At 62.0% G+C, this 19,246-nt stretch carries 28 protein-coding genes and 1 pseudogene; 13 read left to right on the top strand and 16 right to left on the bottom strand.

Features of this window, described 5'->3' with window-relative positions; genetic code table 11:
* Nucleotides 1-24: 24 nt before the first annotated feature.
* Entirely contained in the window at nt 25-1,005 is a 981-nt protein-coding gene (locus LRQ04_RS07400) for a nucleoside hydrolase (protein WP_235519100.1), read from the top strand.
* 5 nt (nt 1,006-1,010) lie between these two features.
* Here LRQ04_RS07400 and LRQ04_RS07405 read toward each other — a convergent pair whose 3' ends face one another.
* The 3 genes from LRQ04_RS07405 to LRQ04_RS07415 all read right to left on the bottom strand — a co-directional run bounded on the left by LRQ04_RS07405 (nt 1,011) and on the right by LRQ04_RS07415 (nt 2,822).
* Entirely contained in the window at nt 1,011-1,763 is a 753-nt protein-coding gene (locus LRQ04_RS07405; RefSeq protein WP_235519101.1) for a metalloregulator ArsR/SmtB family transcription factor, read from the bottom strand.
* Nucleotides 1,764-1,896: 133 nt separating this feature from the next.
* The gene (locus LRQ04_RS07410; protein WP_235519102.1) at nt 1,897-2,394 is read right to left on the bottom strand and encodes a DinB family protein; all 498 of its coding nucleotides are present in this window, start codon (nt 2,392-2,394) and stop codon (nt 1,897-1,899) included.
* Nucleotides 2,391-2,822 carry a VOC family protein gene (locus tag LRQ04_RS07415; RefSeq protein ID WP_235519103.1) on the bottom strand — a complete coding sequence of 144 codons (432 nt, stop codon included), beginning with the start codon at nt 2,820-2,822 and terminating at the stop codon, nt 2,391-2,393. Before LRQ04_RS07415 ends, LRQ04_RS07410 begins: the two co-directional genes overlap by 4 nt.
* Nucleotides 2,823-2,904: 82 nt before the next feature.
* Between LRQ04_RS07415 and LRQ04_RS07420 the strand changes: the two genes are divergently transcribed.
* Nucleotides 2,905-3,594, top strand: coding sequence for a hypothetical protein (locus LRQ04_RS07420; protein ID WP_235519104.1), 690 nt, complete (start codon nt 2,905-2,907; stop codon nt 3,592-3,594).
* 126 nt (nt 3,595-3,720) lie between these two features.
* Here LRQ04_RS07420 and LRQ04_RS07425 read toward each other — a convergent pair whose 3' ends face one another.
* On the bottom strand, nt 3,721-4,221 hold the full coding sequence (locus LRQ04_RS07425; protein ID WP_235519105.1) for a GNAT family N-acetyltransferase: 501 nt from the start codon (nt 4,219-4,221) through the stop codon (nt 3,721-3,723).
* Nucleotides 4,222-4,264: 43 nt separating this feature from the next.
* Nucleotides 4,265-4,678, bottom strand: coding sequence for a hypothetical protein (locus LRQ04_RS07430; RefSeq protein WP_235519106.1), 414 nt, complete (start codon nt 4,676-4,678; stop codon nt 4,265-4,267).
* A 268-nt stretch (nt 4,679-4,946) separates the two neighbouring features.
* Here LRQ04_RS07430 and LRQ04_RS07435 point away from each other — a divergent pair, with 268 nt between their 5' ends.
* From LRQ04_RS07435 to LRQ04_RS07455, 5 genes are all read left to right on the top strand, one after another.
* The gene (locus tag LRQ04_RS07435; protein WP_235519107.1) at nt 4,947-5,684 is read left to right on the top strand and encodes a GAF and ANTAR domain-containing protein; all 738 of its coding nucleotides are present in this window, start codon (nt 4,947-4,949) and stop codon (nt 5,682-5,684) included.
* Between the two features lie 131 nt (nt 5,685-5,815).
* On the top strand, nt 5,816-7,180 hold the full coding sequence (locus tag LRQ04_RS07440) for an MFS transporter (RefSeq protein ID WP_235519108.1): 1,365 nt from the start codon (nt 5,816-5,818) through the stop codon (nt 7,178-7,180).
* A gap of 222 nt (nt 7,181-7,402) precedes the next feature.
* Nucleotides 7,403-8,398, top strand: coding sequence for an NADP-dependent oxidoreductase (locus LRQ04_RS07445; protein WP_235519109.1), 996 nt, complete (start codon nt 7,403-7,405; stop codon nt 8,396-8,398).
* A 45-nt stretch (nt 8,399-8,443) separates the two neighbouring features.
* On the top strand, nt 8,444-9,289 hold the full coding sequence (locus LRQ04_RS07450; protein ID WP_235519110.1) for an alpha/beta fold hydrolase: 846 nt from the start codon (nt 8,444-8,446) through the stop codon (nt 9,287-9,289).
* Between the two features lie 12 nt (nt 9,290-9,301).
* Nucleotides 9,302-9,904, top strand: coding sequence for a TetR/AcrR family transcriptional regulator (locus tag LRQ04_RS07455; protein WP_235519111.1), 603 nt, complete (start codon nt 9,302-9,304; stop codon nt 9,902-9,904).
* A gap of 2 nt (nt 9,905-9,906) precedes the next feature.
* Here the strand turns inward: LRQ04_RS07455 and LRQ04_RS07460 are convergent, their stop codons facing one another.
* Nucleotides 9,907-11,094, bottom strand: coding sequence for a TerC family protein (locus LRQ04_RS07460; protein WP_235519112.1), 1,188 nt, complete (start codon nt 11,092-11,094; stop codon nt 9,907-9,909).
* A 177-nt stretch (nt 11,095-11,271) separates the two neighbouring features.
* Between LRQ04_RS07460 and LRQ04_RS07465 the strand changes: the two genes are divergently transcribed.
* Nucleotides 11,272-11,715 carry a hypothetical protein gene (locus tag LRQ04_RS07465; RefSeq protein ID WP_235519113.1) on the top strand — a complete coding sequence of 148 codons (444 nt, stop codon included), beginning with the start codon at nt 11,272-11,274 and terminating at the stop codon, nt 11,713-11,715.
* On the top strand, nt 11,712-12,017 hold the full coding sequence (locus LRQ04_RS07470) for a transcriptional regulator (RefSeq protein WP_235519114.1): 306 nt from the start codon (nt 11,712-11,714) through the stop codon (nt 12,015-12,017). The genes LRQ04_RS07465 and LRQ04_RS07470 overlap by 4 nt, the downstream gene beginning before the upstream one ends.
* Before the next feature lie 63 nt (nt 12,018-12,080).
* On the opposite strand, the gene LRQ04_RS07475 is transcribed toward LRQ04_RS07470, so the two are convergent.
* From LRQ04_RS07475 to LRQ04_RS07505, 8 genes are all read right to left on the bottom strand, one after another.
* Nucleotides 12,081-12,320 carry a PLD nuclease N-terminal domain-containing protein gene (locus tag LRQ04_RS07475; protein ID WP_235519115.1) on the bottom strand — a complete coding sequence of 80 codons (240 nt, stop codon included), beginning with the start codon at nt 12,318-12,320 and terminating at the stop codon, nt 12,081-12,083.
* Between the two features lie 45 nt (nt 12,321-12,365).
* Entirely contained in the window at nt 12,366-12,917 is a 552-nt protein-coding gene (locus LRQ04_RS07480) for a hypothetical protein (RefSeq protein WP_235519116.1), read from the bottom strand.
* Nucleotides 12,918-12,962: 45 nt separating this feature from the next.
* Entirely contained in the window at nt 12,963-14,030 is a 1,068-nt protein-coding gene (locus LRQ04_RS07485; RefSeq protein WP_235519117.1) for a hypothetical protein, read from the bottom strand.
* 120 nt (nt 14,031-14,150) lie between these two features.
* Nucleotides 14,151-14,567, bottom strand: a complete 417-nt coding sequence (locus LRQ04_RS07490) for a DUF6188 family protein (RefSeq protein ID WP_235519118.1) — start codon at nt 14,565-14,567, stop codon at nt 14,151-14,153.
* Entirely contained in the window at nt 14,564-15,013 is a 450-nt protein-coding gene (locus LRQ04_RS07495) for a hypothetical protein (RefSeq protein WP_235519119.1), read from the bottom strand. The genes LRQ04_RS07490 and LRQ04_RS07495 overlap by 4 nt, the downstream gene beginning before the upstream one ends.
* 41 nt (nt 15,014-15,054) lie before the next feature.
* On the bottom strand, nt 15,055-15,294 hold the full coding sequence (locus LRQ04_RS20745) for a PLDc N-terminal domain-containing protein (RefSeq protein ID WP_374198923.1): 240 nt from the start codon (nt 15,292-15,294) through the stop codon (nt 15,055-15,057).
* Between the two features lie 135 nt (nt 15,295-15,429).
* Complete coding sequence (locus tag LRQ04_RS07500) at nt 15,430-15,837, bottom strand: SRPBCC domain-containing protein (RefSeq protein WP_235519120.1); 408 nt, start codon at nt 15,835-15,837, stop codon at nt 15,430-15,432.
* A complete protein-coding gene (locus LRQ04_RS07505; RefSeq protein ID WP_235519121.1) occupies nt 15,830-16,162 on the bottom strand; it encodes a helix-turn-helix transcriptional regulator in 333 nt (110 codons plus the stop codon). The genes LRQ04_RS07500 and LRQ04_RS07505 overlap by 8 nt, the downstream gene beginning before the upstream one ends.
* 210 nt (nt 16,163-16,372) lie before the next feature.
* On the opposite strand from LRQ04_RS07505, the gene LRQ04_RS07510 reads away from it, so the two are divergent.
* Entirely contained in the window at nt 16,373-16,822 is a 450-nt protein-coding gene (locus LRQ04_RS07510; protein ID WP_235519122.1) for a hypothetical protein, read from the top strand.
* A 27-nt stretch (nt 16,823-16,849) separates the two neighbouring features.
* Nucleotides 16,850-17,023: a hypothetical protein gene (locus tag LRQ04_RS07515; protein WP_235519123.1), complete on the top strand. Its 174-nt coding sequence runs from the start codon at nt 16,850-16,852 to the stop codon at nt 17,021-17,023.
* A 67-nt stretch (nt 17,024-17,090) separates the two neighbouring features.
* On the opposite strand, the gene LRQ04_RS07520 is transcribed toward LRQ04_RS07515, so the two are convergent.
* Together LRQ04_RS07520 and LRQ04_RS07525 are read right to left on the bottom strand one after the other, a co-directional pair.
* Nucleotides 17,091-17,330: a hypothetical protein gene (locus LRQ04_RS07520; protein ID WP_235519124.1), complete on the bottom strand. Its 240-nt coding sequence runs from the start codon at nt 17,328-17,330 to the stop codon at nt 17,091-17,093.
* A gap of 374 nt (nt 17,331-17,704) precedes the next feature.
* Nucleotides 17,705-18,235 carry a MarR family winged helix-turn-helix transcriptional regulator gene (locus tag LRQ04_RS07525; RefSeq protein WP_235519125.1) on the bottom strand — a complete coding sequence of 177 codons (531 nt, stop codon included), beginning with the start codon at nt 18,233-18,235 and terminating at the stop codon, nt 17,705-17,707.
* Nucleotides 18,236-18,295: 60 nt separating this feature from the next.
* Between LRQ04_RS07525 and LRQ04_RS07530 the strand changes: the two genes are divergently transcribed.
* Together LRQ04_RS07530 and LRQ04_RS07535 are read left to right on the top strand one after the other, a co-directional pair.
* A complete protein-coding gene (locus LRQ04_RS07530; RefSeq protein WP_235519126.1) occupies nt 18,296-18,526 on the top strand; it encodes a hypothetical protein in 231 nt (76 codons plus the stop codon).
* Nucleotides 18,527-18,541: 15 nt separating this feature from the next.
* Nucleotides 18,542-19,165: pseudogene (locus LRQ04_RS07535) on the top strand (EamA family transporter); the annotation flags it as partial.
* Nucleotides 19,166-19,246 lie beyond the last annotated feature (81 nt).

The following is a 19,246-nucleotide window of genomic DNA, read 5'->3' on the forward strand; positions in this document are numbered from 1 at the left end:
CTTCACCCGAATCGAGAGACCTCAATGACCCAGCCCGCACCCTTCTTCCTTGATTGCGACACCGGCATCGACGATGCCCTGGCCCTCGCCTACCTCCTGGCCACCCCACGGGCCAACCTGGTGGGGATCGGCACCGTCAGTGGGAACGTCTCCGCCGCCGGTGGCGCACGGAACACCCTGGATCTGCTGAACCTGGCAGGCCACCCGGACATCCCCGTGGCCGTCGGTGCGCACGATCCCCAAGTGGGCACATTCCATGGGGGCGCTCCGCACGTCCATGGCGACAATGGGATTGGCGGGGTGGACCTGGCGCCCTCAGACCGGGAGCCTGTCACGGCCTCGGCAGCGGAGCTGTTGGTCCAACTGGCACACCAGTACGCAGGGGAGTTGCGGGTGGTCGCCATCGGTCCGCTGACCAACATCGCCGACGCCCTGCGGCTGGAACCCAAGTTGCCGGAACTGGTCGCCGAGCTCACCATCATGGGCGGCGCCGCGCTGGCTCCGGGCAACATCACGCCCGTGGCCGAAGCGAACATCGCCAACGATCCCGAAGCTGCGGCAGAAGTCCTGGCCGCCGACTGGACCGTCACCATGGTGCCCCTGGACGTCACCATGACCAACGTCCTGGAGGAAAACCACCGGCAGGAACTGCTCGCAACCGATCACCCGGTTTCGCAGGCCCTCGGTGAAATGCTGGGGTACTACTTCGGTTTCTACATCGACATCTTCGGCCGTGCATGCTCGGCCATGCACGACCCCCTGGCCGCAGCCATCGCCGTCAGGGGAGTGGAGCTGGCCTCAGCTCCCACCGTTCGCGTCCAGGTGGACACCACGGACGGACCCGGCCGCGGCCAAACGGTGTGCGACCTTCGTGGACAGCACGCCGGTTTCCCGGAACAACGCGGTGCCCGTTGCCGGGTGGTGCTCTCCATCGGCGAGGACTTTGCTCCGCATCTGCTGGGCACACTGCAGGCGGCGTGGCTTACTGAAGTTCAGGTCGCTTAGGTCGCCTACGCGTACATGAGGGAGCCGGGCGTGGTGAGTGTCTCGCCGGTTTCGAGCCAGGTCTTCAAGCCCGAGAGGATCATGGGCCAGCCGCCGTAGAGCTGATCGTTGGCGCCCTCGCGGAGTTGATCGTGCGTGACGGTGAGGTGGCACGAATCGCCGACCGGTTCGATCTCCCAGGTGATGCGGGACGTGCCCTCGGCCTTCACGTCCTCGCCCCACAGCGCGGTCATGGTCTGGACGAGCCGGCGCGGAGGATCAACCTCGATGTTCTCGCCCTCGCCCAGCGGCGCATCGGCTTTGGGGTTCCGCATTTCGAAGTGGCCGCCCTGGGTCCAGTCCGAGGTCAGGGTGTTCCCGAACTGGTACTTGCTGCGGATCTCGCTGTTGGTGATGGCCTCCCACAACCGTTCCGGCGTGGTCTTGATGTAAATCTCGAAGATCTTTTCCATGGGACTTTCCAATCTGGATTTGAGGTCGCTGAGTGCAGCGGCCCATGGTTCTGCGAATTTACTCACCCAGCGGTCGTGGATGAGGCGGATGGGAACCGGGTTCAGGAAGTGCAGCTTTTCGCGACCACGACGGCGGGTAACCACCAGTCCTGCGTCTTCGAGCAGCTTGAGGTGCTTAGCGATGCCGAACCGGGTCATCTCGAAACGAGCTCCCAAGGTGGAGGCAGACTGGCCATCCTCGCGGAACAGTTCGTCCAGGAGTTCCCTGCGGGTGGGGTCTGCCAGCGCTTTGAACACGGTGTCCATGGCCTCAGAATAGGTGACTGTTTGGTCACGTGTCAACGGATTTTCGGCGGGTTTCGGCGAGTTCGCGGGAAGCGTGCGAGTTCGCAGGGTCCCTTCCAGCGCATTCGAAGCATTCCCGCGAACTCGATCCGCCCTACGCGTCGGCGCTGGTGATTTGTTCGCGCAGGATGTCGGCGTGACCGCAGTGCTGGGCCAGCTCCCGGAGCATGTGGAGGTACACCCAACGCAGTGGGAGGGGGCCGCGGCGGTTTCCGAGGACAAGATCGTCCAGGCCCAGCTGCGCCGCCGCACTCCTGGAGGCCTCGCACGCCTCCGCGTGGGCCGCACGAATGCTGGCTACGGTGTTCTGATCATTCAAAATAAACGACTCATCCGGAGACGCCGGAATGCCGATCTCGGCGCGGGACCGGCCCGTGATGGCTTCGTCGAACCACACCTTTTCCACGAAGGTGGCGTGCTTCACCAAACCCAGCAGCGTAGTCCGGGAGGGGACCAGCCGCCGTCGTGCCTGTTCTTCAGTGAGCCCATCGAGACTGTCGTTCAGAGCCCGACGGTGCTCGTCCAGGAAGGTATCGAACTGCACCCGTTCGCTGTTGTTGATGACGTCCTCCGTTGAAGTGTGCGTGCTCATCCGAAAACCACCGTTCCGTCCTCGTTGATTTTCCAGCCGGGGTTGTGCGCGATTTCCCAGACGATGCCGTTGGGGTCCTTGATATGGCCATGAAAGATGCCGCCGAATGCGCCGGCCTGGGCGGGCTTCAGAACGGTGGCGCCGGCCGCTACCAGGGCATCGATGGTGGTGGTGACTTCCTCCGCGCTGCCGACATTGTGGGAGAGGGTGACTCCGCTGGCCCCGGAGGTGGCGGTGGTGTTGTTGAGGTCCTGATCGAACTTTTCGGCGTCGAACAGGCCGAGCACCAGGCCCGGCGCAACCTGGAAGAAGAGGATCTCGCCAGGGACATCCATGAGCGGGTCCCACCCGAGGCCGGCCTTGTAGAACGCGCGGGCGGCGTCGAGGTCCCGCGTGGCAAACGTGATGAAGTGCAGTTGCTGGTCCATAGGGGAATAGTAGCGAGCGGTCCTGTCCTGTTGAGTGCCCGTCCTGTTGAGTGCCCGTCCGTGCCGGTGGGAGGATGGAGCGGTGGAACCCCTCTTCGATTTCCTTGGTCATTATTGGTGGCTCATCTTTCCCATTGGCGGCATGGCTGGTGGCTGGGCGAGGTCGTGGTCCAAGGCCAGCGAAGAGCGGCACCGCCGCAAGGTGGAGTTGCTCAAGCTGAGGAACCAGCTCGCCGTGCACGAGGAAGCCAACCAGGCAGAAGTCGTCTCGCTCATAGCCGCCCACGATTCCGTGAACCACCGATGGCTGGACTACGAGCTGGACGTCGGCAACCTCATCGACTTCCCCCTTATGACCGATGTGCGCGAGCCCCTCACGGTCGCCTTCCTCAAGGCCAAGAAAGAGGCCGACGGCTTGCGGCCCGCGGCGCCAGAGGACATCACGACGCCGGCCCGGCTGGCTGAATATCGTGCAGCGGTCCACAGTTACGAACTCGCTTTCGATGTCGCCGAGCGCGAAGCCCGACGCATCAAGGACGGCAACTTCAGCGGCCCCGAACGCCAACGGCTGGCGACGGCAAGGAAGCTCTTGCGCATCGCTGAAGACACCGCCGCCACTCCTGCCGAACGTCAGACCGCCTACAAGCGTGCACGCAAGGAACTCGACGGGTTGATCGTACTTCCCGAGGCCACGGTCGCGGCGCTGGAAGGGAAGATCGCGGGGATGCTGGACACCCGGAAGGACCCGGACACGGACGTTCGGTTCGCTTGATGGGGGAGCAGCGGCTAGTGGTTGTGGCTTCCTGACCCCCTTTCAACCCGGATAGGCCGTTATGCAACTCCAATCGACTGACTTTGGACCTTTCTGCAGCGAAAGCGGGTCGGGAAGCCACGCTAACTAAGCCAGCTGCATGCCCATCACGGTCCGGGTTACCGGCCCGTCCGTGTCATCCTCGATGTGGCGCATGCCGATCCGTTCAGCGACCCGGCGGGAGGCGGCATTTTCGGGATGAATGATGGCGACAAGTGAGCTCGCGCCGACCACGTCCCGCGCATATTCAAGGCAGACCGTAGCTGCTTCCGTGGCGTAACCCCGGCCTTGGAGGTCCAGACGGACGTGGTAGCCAACCTCAAGCTCGGACCTACCGTTGACCTTCTGCCATGTCAGCCCGCAGTCTCCGACGAAGTCGCCGGCGTACGTTTCCACGATCCAGAGTCCATAGCCGTGCTGCGCATAGTTCGCCTGGTTCCATTCGATCCAGGCCGCTGCTTCGTCCCGGGATTTCGGTGCCGGGTAATACGTCATGACGTCGCGGTCGCCCAGCATGGCGCTCATGGCGTCGAGATCATCCGGTGTCATCTCGCGGAAGCGCAGCCGGTCGGTGGGGTGGGGGAGCATGCCCACAGCCTACGGACTGCGATCAGACGGGGCCGGAATACGCTTAGCTCCGGCCCATGCTGGTTGAGGGGTCGCCGCTGCCCTCGGAGGGGTCTGCGCGCAGATCGTCGGGGTCGCTGCTGGGCAAGCCGGCTGGGCCTGCGACGTCTCCCGAGGAGGCTTCGGACGTGGCGTCAGAGGTGACGTCGTCGCCCCGGTGAGTGCCGCCGTCGGAATCCGATGACGCGGCGCGAGTCCCGCCGTCGGGTTCTCCCGGTGCGCGACGGCGACCCGTGGGCTTTGGGGAAAGGTCCTCGTCCATGGCATTGGAGCCTTCGCTGATGGAGGAGTGGACCTGGATATCGTCGTCCTTCTCGCCCGGCTCGGGAACCTGCTGGTCGTTCACCGGCTTGGATGTGCTCGCCAGATCTTCCATCGCGTTTTCGGTGGCCTTGCGGATGCTGTCTTCGACGCCCATGAGATGACTCCTTTGCAGAAATGGTCCGGGATCGAACCCGGCTCACATAGTAAGCCTACTTAGTTGTTGCGCAAAGCGACACCCTGCACTGACTTGACAGGAAGGCGGTAAGTGGGTCGTGTCTGTGCAGGTCAAGCCGTCACGGGCTGAACTTTGTACCGTCGTTCGTTGGACGATAAGGTATTTCCAGACCGTTTTGCAGAGGGCGGCAATTTTCGCTCCTTTGCTGTCTGCTGGGGACGCATTTCAGTCAGTAGGAACGTCTCATATGTCTAACCCACGCCCCGAGCAGGAAGCTCTCCGCAATGGATACTTCCTCGATCTGGTCCTCGGCAGCGAAGATGTCGAGGCATTCCTCACAGACCTTGCGGCTTTCTCCGCCGAAACTCTCTCCCACGGAACCAACCCCGTTTTCTGCGGCATTACGGTGTTGCGTCGAAAGAAGTCGGCCACAGCCGCCAGCAGTGATGAGCGCGCCCGCGTGATGGATGAATTGCAGAGCGAGTATGACGGACCCTGTTTGACGGCCATGGATAAGCTCACGTCCGTCCTGGTTCCGGATCTCGCAAGCGAGCATCGCTGGCCGGATTATGTCGAAGCCGCTTCACAACAGGGCCTCGCATCCATCCTGAGTGTGCCGCTCCTGGTTGAAGGCGACACCCGTGCCGCGCTGAACCTCTACTCGGAACGCACCCACGCTTTCGACCCGGATGACGTGGAGAGGGCCGAAGTTTTCGCGTTGCACGCTGCGAAGTCGCTTCGCCTTGCGTTGAAGATTGCCCAGCTCAGCGACGCCCGGAACGACCTCGCGGCCGCAATGCAGTCGCGCACCGTGATCGACCTTGCGGTGGGGGCCATCATGGCGCAGAACCATTGCAGCCAGGACGAGGCTTTCGAAATCCTCCGCACCGCGTCGAGCAACCGCAACATCAAGCTGCGGCACCTTGCACGGTCCATCATCGCGGCGGTTTCCTCGGGCAAGGTCACAACCCACTTCGAGGAGTAACGCCGGCAATCTCTTGCTTGGCCCTAAATCCCGTATTCGCCATATCGGATACCTGGGACAGCAGGCAGTTGATGGTCCGCCCTATGAGCCCGTTTCGTGACCCGAGGCAACCATGGAGCAAACTTGGGTAGGTGACTGCCAACAACCCCCGCCCCGGCTTGGCTATTGCGGCGTTGAGCCTGGGGACGGCGCTGAACCCGTTGAACTCATCCATGATCGCCGTTGCGTTGGTGGTGCTGCGGGAGCATTTCTCGCTGGACGTCGCCACGGTCACCTGGGTCATCACGTCGTTCTACCTGGCATCCGCCGCCGGGCAGCCGTTGATGGGCAGGCTCGCGGACCGCTTCGGCCCCCGCCGACTGTTCATGTTCGGCATGGCGTTGGTCGCAGTCACCTGCGCGATCGCCCCGTTCCTGCCCAACTTCGCGCTCGTCTGCGTGGCCCGCGCACTGATGGCTGTCGGGACCGCGACGGCGTACCCATCCGCCGTCGTGATGGTCACCGAACTGAGCCGGCTGGCTAAGCTGCCGCCTACGCGGCCGTTGGGCCGGATCCAGATGGCGAATACGTCCGCCGCTGCTGTTGGACCAGTAGTGGGCGGGCTGTTGGTGAGCCTTGTCGGGTGGCAGGCGCTGTTCGCGATCAACGTGCCTATCGCTTTGCTTGCGTTGTTCGTGGTTCGGCAGACGGCGCCCGCGGACGCTCATCGCGAGACCGGTTCCTTGGGGACGCTGATCCGGGACTCTGACATCCCTGGCATCCTGGCCTTCGTCACGTCGCTGATGCTCGCGATGATGGCGCTCTTGAACGTCATGCCGGGCTACCGCTGGCACCTCCTGGCCGCAGCTACTGTGATCGGGGCGCTCTTCGCCTGGCGTGAGCTGCGCTTCCGTCCGCCATTCCTGGATCTGCGTTTGCTGGGGCGGAACCGTCCGCTGTTGCTGGTCTACTTGCTGTTTATCGTCTTCAGCGGCGTCTACTATTTTGCGTTCTTCGGCCTTCCGCAGTTGCTGCAGGAAGCTGGCCATTACGACGCCGGCATAGTAGGCCTGCTGATGCTGCCCCTTGCGGCGTTGTCGGTTGTGGTGACGCCGCTGACGGTGCGGTTCATAGAGCGGTACGGCGTCCGGCCTGTATTGATCACCGGCGTTCTGATTCTTACTGCTGCGGCAGGAACGTTGGGCGCGTTGACGTTGACGCTGTGGGCGCCGCTGGTGTTCGTGCTGACCGCGTTGATGGGTGTTCCGTATGGGATGGTCAGCACAGCATCCAATCAGGGTCTCTACGTTTCCGCCCGGCCCGAAGAGCGCGGAGTGGCCGCCGGGATTTTCCAGACCTGCCGCTACCTTGGCGCGATCACGGCGACCGTGCTGATCGGCGTGTTCTACGGCCCTGGAGTGAACCAGGCCAACTGGGGACTGATGGTCTTGGTGATGCTGGGGCTCAGTGCCGTGGTGCTGGTGCTCGCAGTGATGTGGCGGAAGCCCTCGACGTAACGCTTCAGGCCGGCCATTTCGATGATTCGCTGCGTATTCGACGTTTCCTGCCGTCTTATACGCAGCGAGTCGTCTAAACGGGGCTCAGCAGTCCCACAGGCGCCGTCTCCCGGGGTAGCGTGCGGGCGTCTCCGACGGGGGAGGTCCGCAGCTTCCCTTGCTTAAAATACTGAGTAGACTCATAATTGAGTTAAGTCAGAAATCAAACACGGGAGACCCCTTATGAAAGCCTTCGTCCTCAACCAGTACAAGAAACCACTGCAGCAGATCGACGTACCTGAACCGGTGCTCGGCGATCGCGATGTGTTGGTGGAGGTTCACGCAGCCGGCCTGAACCAGTTGGACGAGAAGATCAGGCTGGGGGAGTTCAAGCAGATCCTCCCGTACAAACTGCCGCAGGTTCTTGGTCACGACGTCGCTGGCGTGGTCCTGCAGGTGGGGCCAAAGGTGCGGTCCTTCACGCCCGGCGACGAGGTCTTCGCTCGCGCAGGGGACCACCGGATCGGCACGTTCGCGGAGCGCATCGCGGTGGCCGAAGAAGACCTGGCCATCAAGCCGGCCACCATCAGCATGGAAGAAGCGGGCTCGCTTCCGTTGGTGGCCTTGACCGCGTGGCAGGCGCTGGTGGAGCGCGGAAACGTTGGCCCCGGGCAGAAGGTGTTCATCCATGCCGGTGCCGGGGGAGTAGGCTCCATCGCCATCCAGCTGGCCAAGTATCTGGGCGCAACCATAGCGACGACGGTCAGCGCCGGGAACAAAGACTTTGTCCGTGAGCTGGGCGCTGATGTAGTGATTGACTACCGCTCCGAGGACTTCGTGGAGATCCTTCATGACTACGACCTGGTTCTGGACAGCCTCGGCGGCGAGAACCTGGAACGGTCCCTGAAGGTCTTGAAAAAGGGTGGCAAGGCCATCGGAATCGCGGGCCCGCCCGACGCAGACTTTGCCCGGCAGCTGGGCGGAAACCCTGTGCTGCTGGGTGCGACGACCCTGCTGAGCTCGGGTATCCGCCGTAAGGCCCGCCGCCTGGGCGTTAGCTACCAGTTCCTCTTTATGCGTGCCGACGGCGACCAGCTTCGCCGCATTGCGGGACTTATCGATGCGGGGGAGATCAAGCCGGTCCTTGGCCGGGTGGTGCCGTTCGATCAGACGGCCGATGTCCTTGCTGCCATGGAAAAAGGTGGCGTCCGCGGCAAGACCGTTGTCAGCCATCTTTAGCCAAAAACCTTTAGCCAGCAACAACCACAGGACAGGACGAACATCATGAGCAGTGAACAACAGTCATATTTGCAAGTACCCGCTAAGACCGTGACAGCAGGCGGAGTCACGTACGCGTACCGTGAGATGGGGACCAAGGGTGGGGTTCCGGTGGTCTTCCTGATTCACCTCGCCGGAAACATGGACAATTGGGATCCGCGCATCATCGACCCCATCGCCGCGAAGCACCACGTCATCACCTTCAGCAACCGAGGAGTAGGCGCGTCCACTGGCACCGTTCCGGACAGCATCGACAGCATGGCCGACGACGCCGCCACCTTCATCCAAGCTCTCGGATATCAGCAGGTGGATCTCTTCGGCTTCTCACTCGGGGGAATGATCGCGCAGTCGTTGGTGCTCAAGCACCCCGGTTTGGTGCGCAAGCTGGTTCTCGCCGGTACCGGCCCTGCCGGTGGAGAAGGCATTCAGAAGATCATGGGAACCACGTACTACGACGTTCTCCGGGGCAGCCTCACCCGGCAGGATCCCAAGGAGTTCCTGTTCTTCAACAGGAATGCCACCGGTAAGCCTGCCGCCCGGGCCTTCATTAACCGACTCAAGGAACGCACCACCAACCGCGAGGCACCCATCAAGCTCAGCGCTTTCCAGACGCAACTGAAAGCCATCCGCCGGTGGGGACTGTCGCCGTCGGCCGATCTGGGCGTCATCACCCAGCCGACGCTGATCGCCAACGGAGACAACGACCGCATGGTGCCCTCGGTGCTTTCAAGCGACATGCACCGTCGGATTCCGGGCAGCGAACTGGTCATCTACCCTGATTCCGGACACGGCGGCATCTTCCAGTTCCATGACAGGTTCGTCCCTGTAGCCCTCGAGTTCTTGGGCCGCTGATACGGTAGCTGAATGCAGCCTGCGCCCCAGACCCTTGGCCGACGTGAGCGGAACAAGCAGGAAAAGCTTGACCGCATCACCGCGGCCGCCCGAGAGCTTTTCACCCAGTACGGAGTGGATGAGGTCACCACCCAGCAAGTGGCTGAGAAGGCCGACGTCGGATCGGGAACCTTGTTCTTGTATGCGAAAACCAAGGCGGAGCTGCTGCTTCTGGTGCACAACGTCAAATACGCCGAGGCGCTCGCCGCGGGAGTCGAAGCGGCCGCTGCCGAAGCCGAGGTCCTTGACGCGGTGATGGCCATCATCAACCCGATCATCACCTGCAACCGGGTACAGATTGAGAACGGCAGAACCTATCTGAAGGAAATCGTCTTTGGCGATCCAGCTGAGCCACACCACGCAGAGGCGCTGGCCCTCACCCAACGGACGGAAGCCGCCGTCGTCGATGTCCTGAACCGTGACACAAAGCTTGCGGCGCGGGGAGCTGAAAAACTGGCCGGAATCATCTCCGCGATCATGTTCATCAGCATGACGTCGGCAGCCAACCTGGGCCTGAACGATGCCCAGGTTGGCGACGATATCCGTGCCCAGGTCAGCGTGCTGCTGGGTGGCTAGCTTTAGCGGTTGAGGAACGCCGCGTGCTGGCGGTGCGCCTCGGCCACTTGCTCGCGGATCTTCTCCACGTCCTTGGCCTTATTCCGGTACTTCAGCGGCATCTGAACGATCTGCGCTTCCTCAGCCGTCAGTGCGCGGTAGATACGCTCGCGCTCATTGGCGTCGGCGGTGTAGTCGAGGTCCAGATAATCGACGGCGTGGCGGCGGGCGTTGTTGATGGCCGTCTGCGCCTTGCCTGCCGGGCTGATCAGCGAGAGAACCACGGTGATGACCAGGACGCCGACGATCACGCTCAGCGAGAAGCCGGTGGTGATTTCGACGACGCTGACGTGCTCGCCGTCGTTGATGAACGGGAGGTTGTTCTCGTGCAGCGCGTGGAGGATCAACTTGACGCCGATGAACGCCAGGATCGCGGCGAGGCCGTAGGAAAGGTAGATCAGGCGGTCAAGGAGTCCGTCGATCAGGAAGTACAGCTGGCGGAGGCCCATCAGCGAGAACGCAGTAGCCGTGAAGACGACGAAGACGTTCTGCGTGAGGCCGAAGATCGCCGGGATGGAGTCGAGCGCGAAGAGGATGTCCGTGCCGCCGATCGCCACCATCACCAGGAGCATTGGAGTGAGCGCACGCCGGCCGTTAACCATGGTGAAGAGCTTGTCGCCGTCGTACTTATCCGTGGTGTGGAAGAGCTTCTTGGCCACGCGGATGATGAAGTTGTTGGCTTGGTCGTCGCCGTGGTCGCCGGGCTTGAGCAGGTTTCCTGCCGTGAGGAGCAGGATGAGGCCGAAGATGTAGAACACCCAAGCGAACGAGTTGATCAGCGCGGCGCCCAGGAAAATGAAGCCGGTGCGTGCAATCAGCGAGAAGACGATGCCGAAGAGCAGGACCTTCTGCTGATCCTCACGCGGCACCCGGAAGCTCGCCATGATGATCAGGAAGACGAACAGGTTGTCGACCGAGAGGGCCTTCTCCGTGATGTAGCCGGCAAAGTACTCGGACCCCATCTGGCCGCCACCGAAGATCAGCACCAGGATGCCGAAAACGATCGCGAGGCCCACGTAGATGGAGGACCAGATGGCCGCTTCCTTCAGCGACGGGACGTGTGCCTTGCGGATGTGGAAGAAGTAGTCGAAGGCCAAGAGCGCCAAAATGACGACGATGGTGATGCCCCAGATGAGGGGAGAGACGGTCATGTGATCCTGCTTTCGTGAGGCGCGCTAGTGGTGTTGCTCACCGAGGGTCAAACTCGTGGAATCAAATTTACCGGGTCTGGTGGGGCGGGTGTTAACGGTGATCACTGGAAAGTACTTGACAACATGGAAAGTACTTTCCTACTGTTGAGACATCAGATTCGAAACTTTGGGGGAAGCATGAATGAGACCACCGGCAGCCCATCCGCTGCAGAAGCACGTGAACTGCTGGCCAAGGCGGAGGCCATCGGCGCCACCTCAACTAACGCCGCCGCTTGGCCGGTTGCTGTCACCTTCACCAGCCTCGCGATCATAGGGTCGCTGCTCATGATCGGCATGCACATCGTGCTCGTCACCGGCTACGGCGCTGCGTTGCTGGCCTGTTCAGTGGGTGCGTGGGCCGCAGTGACGGCCAGTATTTGGCCCATGTTCCAGCGTTCCACGAAGGCCGGGTACACCAAGCGCTTCCTGACATCCCTGTTGGCGTATTTCGCCCTGTATGTGGTGGCCTTGGCGGCAGGAGCCATACTGTTCCAGGACGGAAACCTGTGGTTCTACCTACCGGCGGGCATCGCGCTTGCTGTCGTGGGCTTGGCCGCGGCCTTCCGGGAGCTGCGCGCATGAGCATCCCGGCGGAACACCCGCGCCACAAGCTCAACGAACTCGTCCACTCGCCGGTCCGCTTCTCGATCATGGCCGCGCTGGCCAAGGCCGAGTCGCTTGACTTCAAGGATTTGCGGGACGCCATCCAGGTCAGCGACTCCGTACTGAGCAAGCAACTTGCCATCCTGGAGAAGGCCGAGTTCGTGAAGATCAAGAAGAGCTTCGCAGGGAAGATGCCTCGGACGTCGGCAAGCCTGACGGCTGCTGGACGTAATGTGTGGGCCGGTCATCTGCAGACGTTGCGGGAGATCGCGGGCGGTTGAGGGTGCCCCTGTTAGTGCACGACGGCGGCGGGCGGCTTGGTGCCGTCGGCTTCGGTTGCGCTCTTAGAGGGTCTTCTTGAGGCGGACACTGTTGGGCGTACCGACGAGCCTTGGTTTGGCGTAGAGCCACGCCAGGATGCCAAAGACCGGCAGGACGAAGAGAAGTAAAACCCACAACGCGCGGGTGAGCTGGTCGAGTCGGTCCTCACGGAGGACATCAAAGACGCCCCAAACGATGAGCCCGGTGACATAGAGAGCTGATGCTCCCGCCAGAATCACCGGTATCCACTGCCAAGCTTCCATGCCGTCCCCCTAAAACCAGCCGTTTCATGCACGGTACCACTGGGCTTATTTGCTGTGCATCGCGCTGAGATGTGCGCCGAAGTCTTCGGTGAGTAGGGCCAATGGTTCTGCGGGGGCGCTCGTAGTGAGCCACATGTACACGCGGTTTCCAGATCGGGCGACAATGCCACGCAGCTCATTGTGCTGCAGACTCCACCCGGCAGTATCGATCCCGTTTATTCGGATGGATGTGGGCTGAGCGCTGGCGCGTCCAAGCTTCGCCGCCACGTCGCCACTTCTCGCAACCATGCGGCTGTACGCGAAGCTTGTAAGTTCCTTGGCCAAAAGATCGACAAGGTGCACGCTCCGCATGGGCAGGTTCGGCGCCGGTTTGAGGGTGACCAAGCACTGCTCGCCGCTGTTTGAGCCGGGGAATCCTGCAGCGACCATGACTCCCGCCGCGACCTCAGATGGACCGGAGATTGAGGAAGGCCCCGTACCCGTGAGTGACCAGTTTGCGGCGATTTCGCCAAAGTCTTGCGCGCGGGCTGCGCGTTGCTTCCGGGCAGCATCCCGAGCCGGATTGTCCGTTGCCAGTTGATACATTGATCCACCCATACCCGCGATTCTCCACCCTGGTTGATGTAACCGCGGGGATATCGCCTAGTCCGCCCCGATCTGGAACCACTCGTCCTGGTTATGGGGCCGGTGCCAGAACTGCCGTGGCTGTTCGGATTCGCGGGCCACCTCGGTGAGCCAGATCGTGCTGCCCGGGTCCCAACCCGCGATAACCGTTGCGGTGTCCGGGCCAACGGAGAGTGCGCGACCTGCCGCGTTGAGGTAGCCGTCGACGGTGAGGTGCACGGCGTCCCACTCCGATGCGGCCTGCTCCCAGTCAGGGATGAGCCAGCGCCCGTGGCGACCGGTAGAGCGGAACCAGTCATGACGGCGGGACGCAGTAACCTCCAACGGGTAAGTCCGGCAAAGGTCGCTCCAATCCGTGGCCGTGCGAATCTCCAGAATTCGCCCGGCGCCGCTCACAGGGATAGTGGTCGCGTTTTCCCACCCGAGGGAATCCTCCACGAGGCTGAGCCCTTCGGGGATCGATGGGACTGTTTGCACAAGGCCATGCGGGATTGACCACCACTCTCCGCCTACCTGGGCCCTAATGTCTGCCGGGAGTTCCCACGCGGCGCGAATCTCCTTGGTCCGTTGGTTTCGCGCCCATTCGGCCAGGATTTGCTGGGGATTTCGGGGGAGTGGAGCTGGGTCGTTTGCGGAACGCCAGTCGATCGCCCACTGCCCCGGCCGGAAGCCGTCCCGCCACCATTGCGACGCGGGTGATTCCAGAACCCCCGCTGCGACGTGTGCCAACGCAGCAGTCACCGCATCCGTGGCGGCGAGAGCGTCCTCACCGTCGGGTTCCTGCCAGTACCTGGCGGTGTCCACGCTTCGCTGCAAAGCGTATGGCACCAAGGAATTCACGGTTTCCAGGTGCAATGCGTTGATACGGTCAATCAGCTCGGCGACGGTCGGAGCAGCAGGAACGGGCTCGGGCCCCTTCGACGAGCTGAGCGTGTACATGACCCTCGACCTACCGGCCGCGGGATCGAGGTTGTAGCTCAGATGGCGTGCGGCCCAGAGGATTTCCTCGTCGGCTGCCATGGCAAGCTCCAGGCACAGGCGTCTTCCGCGCGGACCTGCAAGCAAGGACTCGGCATCGGGCAACATCAGCCCATCCTGCCACGATGGGCTGGCAGCTGCTCGAACTCACAAGAGTGGAGGTACGACGCCGGAGCGGCTATAGCGAGGAAAGTTCAGCTGACGCTGAACAAGATCTCGTCGAGTTTGCTACCCCGTCCGCAAACCCCAGCTTGCGATGCTGCCCCCAGGACAAGAGACGAGCAACAATCCTTGGGGCCCATTGATCGTCCAAGCCTCGTAGTTCATATTCGCAGGGACGTTGATGGCGCTCCCGTCGGCGAACTCCACATGAAGGGCTCCGCGGTCGTCGGCGAACCCCGCCGCGATTGATGACCGGGTGATCGAGAGAGCTGGTCCCAGAAGGGCAGGTTCCCCGTTGGGCTCAACCTGGTGAATGTTCCCAGCGGCTGTCTTGAAGATGAAGGCCGACTCGATCCTGAGGATCATGCCGCCGTCTGTGCAGATGGTGAATGCGTAGTCGACACGGCATTCGACTATCGAGTCGGGCCCCGGGCTAACCGGCCAGGACCAGAGCACGTGGTCGCCCAGTGGGAGATCGCTCACGTTTGCATCCACTTCTGATTTTTCGGTCCCAATGTGTCGACGAAACCGGTCAACACGCTCATTCCTTCAGGCTCCGCGCCCCACCCGTCGTCGAACGCATCAAAGGAGTCATCGAGAACCACAAGATCCTGCACCATGGGGTGTCCCTCATGGTCAATGGTCCTGTGCACCCACCTGGTGAGTTCCCGTATCCGCAGGTTTCCAGCAAGGACCTGGTTTGCGTAGTAGTGGGTTGCAGCAAGTTGAGCGTCTTCCCGGGTCATGGGTCCCGTTGCCGTGCCGAGCGAGCTGAGGGCATCAACTATTAAAGTTCCGAGCTGGAACACGTTGATGTCCGGTGATGCTCCAGCAAGTTCGCGGAGAGATTCGCTGTCGTAACCTTCGACCAGCGCATTTGTGGCTGCCGAGATGGCTGGAGATGCAGCATCCTGCTTGAGAATCCACAAAGCTCTGGCCGTAAGGAGTGCGCCCGAGGCTGCGCTATACACTAGAGCGTCTGCCGCAGCCGGGGGCTGTTAGCCGAATGGGCAAGCCTGGGCTTCGCGTAAGGCCATGCGAGTAGCCCGAGCAGGGGAACTGTAAATAAAAGCAGTACCCATAGGATCCGGGTTGTTTGCTCCAGACGAACTTCCCCGAGCACGTCGAAGACCGCCCACATGATCGAGCCCATGACAAAGACCGCTGACGCGGCCGCCAACAGTACCAAGCCCCACTGCCAAACGTCCATGTCGTCCCCTAGACCAGATTTCCGTCAATATAGCACTCCGGAATCGCCGTGCGGCCCGGTCTAAGAACAATTCGCCCTGCCTCCGTTGAGCTCTGGCCGAAAGTACGACGACGGCACTCGCCTTGGGTGCCGACGCTAGCTGGCGTCGACCAAGACCTCGTCGATGCGGGCGAGGAGGCCGGGCCAGCCGTTGCCCATGCCTTCGATGGCCTGGCGTCCCATCGGCGAGTCCAGGTTGAAGCCGGCGTGTTCAAAGTAGAGGGTGGTCCCGGCGTCGACCGTTTTCAGTGTCCACGTGATGGTGGTGTCCAAGGTTCCTTCGGCGAAGCTGAAGGTGATGGACGTGCCGGGCTCGACCGCGAGGACTTCGCAGGGCTGCTGGCCCCAGCCGCCCATGTCCATGGTGAAGCGGTGGCCGACCACGGGAGCAATGTCGCCGGGTGCCCACCAGCGGGCGAGGAGGTCGGGCGTTGTCAGGGCTGCCCACACGGCGTCCTGGGGGTGCGGGAAGGTGCGTTCGAGGCGGATCGAGTTCTCAGTCATCGGTGTTTTCCTGTTCAGTAGATTGGCCGTCCAGTAGATCGGCCAGGGCATCGAGCCGCTGGTTCCAATATTGCTCGTAGTGCTTCAGCCAGCCACTGACTTCCTGCAGCCCGGCGGCTTGGAGGTGGTAGAGCCTGTGCCTGCCTTGCCGTTCCTCCCGGATCAGGCCGGTTTCCTTGAGGACGCTGAGGTGTTCCGACGCCGATGAGCGGCTGAGTTCCAGTCGACCCGTCAGTTCGCCCGCAGTCAGGGGACCTCCGAGGAGGCTGTCGAGGATGGTGCGTCGCGAGGGGTTCGCGAGGGCACCGAAGACGTCGGGAAGCACGTTGTGATGATATGTCGGAAATCTCCGAAATGACAAACGCGGGTTGTTTGACGGCACCTAGGGGGCCTGCTGTGCCACCCATTTTTTGGGCTTTTTAGCACCTATTTTGGCTGGCCCGCCACCTAGTTCGGGGCTTTTGGGCACCTAGCCGATGGATCCCCCGCGCAGGCTGTGCGGGTCAAGCAAGATCGTTCTTCACTAGGAGCAATAATGATCCGGAAGTACATCAGCAAGATAGCAATCGTCCTGGCTGCAAGCGCCGCTTTGGTTCTCACGGGGTTGGCTCCGGCCACCGCAGCTGAGCTGCCAGCACAAACCCATGCAGCCGCCGTCGAAATACCCGCCGAGTTGAACAGCCCGGCGCCGCCGGAGCCGGCAGGGCAGTACTACTCGTTTTGCACGAACCTGGGCATGTCGTTCAACTGGACCAGCAACGATCCGGCCACTTGTCCCGTGTACCTGGACGTGTACATCGGGGGACAGCAGGTCTCGCACCTGAACATCGGTGGAAGCCCGGGTTCGGTCCTGTGGAGCTGCGCGTTGGGCGTGGGAGTCAGCATGGTCACCATCTTCGCGCCGGGCGGTGCTGTCGTTGGCTGGGCGCTCGCGGGAACGCTGTCGAGCATTGGGCTGACGCTCATGGGCTGCGCGGGTTGGTAGCGTGCAGCGACGACTGAAAGCAGCCCGATGAAACGGATTCCGTCGCCATTGCAGGTGGTGTTGTTCTTCGTGATGGCCGTGATCTTCGCGACCTGGCAGCCGTTTGTTTGGTGGCGGGGACTGGGTGCTGCTGTGATGCTAGCTGGTGGCATTTATGGCTGGTGGCTGCTGCGGCGAAGCAAACGTAAACAGGTCAATTAGATGTCCAGAGAGCTCGAGTGACCATGAGATTGAGGATGGCCTGCAGACGGTCATTTGCAGGCCACCTCTACTGGTGAGTGTCTCCGTCGGGGCGGAGGTGGTTCTGAAATTCAGCGTCTCCGGAGCCAGCCACAAATCCAAAGTCGTACTTTCCGTTCTCCGGCGGGACCTCGCGCTCCAGTTTCAGTGCCGTCGTCGGTGTGAAGAGCGTCTTCGCGATACCGCTTTCCGTGTCAAAGGTGAAGGACCCGAAGATGGTCGGATCAAGGCGGTGCCTGAGGAGGAGTGTTGTGTCCGAGCCATTCATCTCACAAGCCACCGGGTGATAGTCGTCCAGGTGTCGGCCCCATATAGGCAGGGAGAGTGGGAATGAAAGCTGGACAGCTTTAGGAAAGGAAAACGGGATGCGGTCAATTGAAAGGCTGAATTCATCCGCGCCATCCCTCTGAAGGGTGAGGGAGCGCGGGTCGAATGTTCGTGTTGGCCCGTCCGGCAGTTCCTCCGCGGTCCACATGAAAACCCTGGGGTGCACTGAGATGGCATAACTCATCTGATGGTTGCCGCTTTGGCAATATGAGATGCCGTTATAGGCACTTGCCTGTCCGCCTCCCAGTGCTTTTCCGATTGCGATCGCCAGCTGCTCAGAGGAAGTGTCCACGCCTCATCCTCGCATGGGCACTCTTAGGAGGGTTCGCCGTCGTTGTTTGTTAGCAGGAACTTGCGCAGAAGGTTCGCTAGCTGGGTCCGCTCAGTCTTGGTTAGGCCCTCGAGCATCTTTTGTTGGTTTTCGACGTGGTGCTCCACGACGTCGTCCACCAGAGCGAGTCCCTCTGGCGTGAGGCTGATGAGTAGTTGCCGGCGGTTCTCGGGGTTGGTCTCACGATGAACCAGGCCGCGCGATACCAGCCGATCTACTCTGTTGGTCATGGCTGCGGAGCCGATCATGGTGAGGCTGGCGAGTCGCCCCGGCGTCAACGGCGCTTCGGCAGCCGACCGGCGAAGTGTTGCCAGGACGTCGAACTCCCAGGGCTCCAGTCCGAACTGGTTCATGAATTTCTGAACCTCGAGGGAGGCGAGGCGACTCGCCCTGTTGAGCCGGCCCAGAACGCCTATGGAGCTGACATCCACGTCGGGTCGCTCTTTGTCCCACTGCTCAAGAATCATGTCCACTGCGTCGCGGTCCATCGCCCTCCAATGCTTGACCTCAAACATTACAGCACCTACATTGTCTTACGTTAAATAGTTCGATGTCGAAATGTATGGAAGTGAAAGATGAGTTCATCTACAGCGGTTGCCAGCAGCGCGGGAGTCGGGGCGCCCAAGGCATCCCCTCGTGACCTCTTCATCACCGCCCTTGCCCCGATGGTCTGGGGATCCACCTACCTGGTGACCACGGAGTTCCTCCCCGCGGATCGGCCGCTCCTGGCTGCGACCGTGCGGGCCCTGCCGGCGGGCATTGTGCTGATGATCGTCACCCGAACGTGGCCGCGGAGGAGCTGGTGATTCAAAGCCGCAGCGCTGGGGGCGCTCAATATTGGGCTGTTCTTCTTTCTCCTGTTCTTCACCGCGTATCAGCTCCCCGGTGGGCTCGCCGCGCTGGTCATGTCCATCCAGCCCTTGTTTGTGCTCTTCCTCGGCGTGCTGTTGCTGGGGGAGAGGATCCGCAAGGCGCACATCATTGCCTGCGCGGTGGGAGCCGCGGGTGTCGGCTTGCTCGTCCTGCGATCCGACGCGACGCTGACTTTTGTGGGTGTGCTCGCCGGGATGGCGGCGGCGCTGAGCATGGCGGCCGGCATCGTCCTCACGAAACGCTGGGGAAGGCCCGACGGCGTGGGGCTGCTTGGGTTTACCGGCCTGCAGTTGGCAATGGGTGGAGTCATGCTGCTGCCCGTGACGCTGGTGGTTGAAGGACTGCCGGGGTCGATCTCTGGGTTGAATCTGGCGGGGTTCGCTTACCTGAGCGTCCTCGGTGCGTTGGCTGCCTACGCCGTGTGGTTCCGGGGTATCCAGCGGCTGCCGACGATGGTGGTGTCGTTCCTGGGATTCCTGAGCCCATTGGTTGCCACGGTGCTGGGGTTCGTGTTCCTGGGGGAGTCGTTGTCGGCGTGGCAGGTCGTGGGGGCGGTGCTGGTGCTGGGGGCTGTGTTCTTGGTGCACCAGCCAGTCGGGTATCTTCTACTGCCGGCCTATAACCTGGCACGTAACTTATTGGTGCATTCAAAA

It is taken from the genome of Paenarthrobacter sp. AR 02 (assembly GCF_021538675.1).
GTDB lineage: Bacteria > Actinomycetota > Actinomycetes > Actinomycetales > Micrococcaceae > Arthrobacter.

Coding starts and splice junctions, on each gene's coding strand:
- LRQ04_RS07415 (WP_235519103.1), bottom strand. CDS start 2,822: ATGGACCAGCAACTGCACTTCATCACGTTTGCCACGCGGGACCTCGAC.
- LRQ04_RS07510 (WP_235519122.1), top strand. CDS start 16,373: ATGATCCGGAAGTACATCAGCAAGATAGCAATCGTCCTGGCTGCAAGC.
- LRQ04_RS07430 (WP_235519106.1), bottom strand. CDS start 4,678: ATGGGCGTCGAAGACAGCATCCGCAAGGCCACCGAAAACGCGATGGAA.
- LRQ04_RS07515 (WP_235519123.1), top strand. CDS start 16,850: ATGAAACGGATTCCGTCGCCATTGCAGGTGGTGTTGTTCTTCGTGATG.
- LRQ04_RS07475 (WP_235519115.1), bottom strand. CDS start 12,320: ATGGAAGCTTGGCAGTGGATACCGGTGATTCTGGCGGGAGCATCAGCT.
- LRQ04_RS07450 (WP_235519110.1), top strand. CDS start 8,444: ATGAGCAGTGAACAACAGTCATATTTGCAAGTACCCGCTAAGACCGTG.
- LRQ04_RS07470 (WP_235519114.1), top strand. CDS start 11,712: ATGAGCATCCCGGCGGAACACCCGCGCCACAAGCTCAACGAACTCGTC.
- LRQ04_RS07520 (WP_235519124.1), bottom strand. CDS start 17,330: ATGAATGGCTCGGACACAACACTCCTCCTCAGGCACCGCCTTGATCCG.
- LRQ04_RS07530 (WP_235519126.1), top strand. CDS start 18,296: ATGAGTTCATCTACAGCGGTTGCCAGCAGCGCGGGAGTCGGGGCGCCC.
- LRQ04_RS07435 (WP_235519107.1), top strand. CDS start 4,947: ATGTCTAACCCACGCCCCGAGCAGGAAGCTCTCCGCAATGGATACTTC.
- LRQ04_RS07425 (WP_235519105.1), bottom strand. CDS start 4,221: ATGCTCCCCCACCCCACCGACCGGCTGCGCTTCCGCGAGATGACACCG.
- LRQ04_RS07485 (WP_235519117.1), bottom strand. CDS start 14,030: ATGTTGCCCGATGCCGAGTCCTTGCTTGCAGGTCCGCGCGGAAGACGC.
- LRQ04_RS07460 (WP_235519112.1), bottom strand. CDS start 11,094: ATGACCGTCTCTCCCCTCATCTGGGGCATCACCATCGTCGTCATTTTG.
- LRQ04_RS07465 (WP_235519113.1), top strand. CDS start 11,272: ATGAATGAGACCACCGGCAGCCCATCCGCTGCAGAAGCACGTGAACTG.
- LRQ04_RS07455 (WP_235519111.1), top strand. CDS start 9,302: ATGCAGCCTGCGCCCCAGACCCTTGGCCGACGTGAGCGGAACAAGCAG.
- LRQ04_RS20745 (WP_374198923.1), bottom strand. CDS start 15,294: ATGGACGTTTGGCAGTGGGGCTTGGTACTGTTGGCGGCCGCGTCAGCG.
- LRQ04_RS07400 (WP_235519100.1), top strand. CDS start 25: ATGACCCAGCCCGCACCCTTCTTCCTTGATTGCGACACCGGCATCGAC.
- LRQ04_RS07405 (WP_235519101.1), bottom strand. CDS start 1,763: ATGGACACCGTGTTCAAAGCGCTGGCAGACCCCACCCGCAGGGAACTC.
- LRQ04_RS07480 (WP_235519116.1), bottom strand. CDS start 12,917: ATGGGTGGATCAATGTATCAACTGGCAACGGACAATCCGGCTCGGGAT.
- LRQ04_RS07410 (WP_235519102.1), bottom strand. CDS start 2,394: ATGAGCACGCACACTTCAACGGAGGACGTCATCAACAACAGCGAACGG.
- LRQ04_RS07525 (WP_235519125.1), bottom strand. CDS start 18,235: ATGTTTGAGGTCAAGCATTGGAGGGCGATGGACCGCGACGCAGTGGAC.
- LRQ04_RS07445 (WP_235519109.1), top strand. CDS start 7,403: ATGAAAGCCTTCGTCCTCAACCAGTACAAGAAACCACTGCAGCAGATC.
- LRQ04_RS07500 (WP_235519120.1), bottom strand. CDS start 15,837: ATGACTGAGAACTCGATCCGCCTCGAACGCACCTTCCCGCACCCCCAG.